Raw genomic sequence first — 829 nt, forward strand, 5'->3', positions numbered from 1 at the left:
TACCTCAACGAACAAGTGACAGCGCGCGAAGCATTCGATGCAGCGCAAGTGCCGATGAAGGCCTTCATGCTTAAGCAAACGCGTATCAAGGATTTGGAAACCTTCGTAAATATGTCGGGCGAGCAAGTAACCAATCCAGAAGATGTGTCGATGGCGGTGTTGATTCCCGCTTTTATCACCTCGGAGCTGAAAACGGCGTTCCAAATCGGTTTTATGTTGTTTCTGCCGTTCTTGATCATCGACTTGGTTGTGGCATCGGTTTTGATGGCCATGGGTATGATGATGCTGTCACCACTTATCGTCTCTTTGCCATTCAAGTTGGTGGTGTTCGTTCTGGTCGATGGCTGGGCGATGACGGTCGGCACTCTTTCAGCCAGTTTCGGTTAACAGGAGCCCATGATGACACCTGAATTAACCGTTACTCTATTTTCTGATGCGGTATGGCTCATCATCTTGATGGTGGCCGTACTGGTAGTGCCAGGCCTGATTGTGGGTTTGGGTATTGCCGTATTCCAAGCGGCAACGCAAATCAACGAACAGACATTGAGCTTTTTACCACGTCTGATCGTCACTCTGTTGATGGTGATTTTTGCAGGACACTGGATTCTTCGCAAAATCATGGAGTTGTTTGATTTTTTGTTCCACAACATTCCGGGGATGATTGGCTGATGGCCATCACATTTGCAGACCTCTCCGCGATTCTCGGTCAACTTTGGTGGCCGTTTTTTCGTGTGGGAGCGGTATTTTTATCCATGCCATTTTTTGGTGACGCGTTGATTCCGATTTGGGTTCGCAGCTTATTAGCACTCTCTATCGTGGTCATCACAGC

The 829-nt window shown here is 48.1% G+C and carries 2 protein-coding genes and 1 pseudogene; all 3 read left to right on the forward strand.

What is annotated here, in order from left to right; genetic code table 11:
* Positions 1–387: pseudogene (locus tag R7Q09_RS24865) on the forward strand (flagellar biosynthetic protein FliP); the annotation flags it as partial.
* Between the two features lie 12 nt (positions 388–399).
* Positions 400–669: a flagellar biosynthesis protein FliQ gene (gene fliQ / locus R7Q09_RS24870; protein ID WP_005462792.1), complete on the forward strand. Its 270-nt coding sequence runs from the start codon at positions 400–402 to the stop codon at positions 667–669.
* A partial coding sequence (locus R7Q09_RS24875; protein ID WP_318143787.1) for a flagellar biosynthetic protein FliR occupies positions 669–829 on the forward strand: 161 nt, incomplete at its 3' end. The genes fliQ and R7Q09_RS24875, both read left to right, overlap by 1 nt.

The sequence above is a fragment of the Vibrio sp. 2130-1 genome (assembly GCF_033339515.1).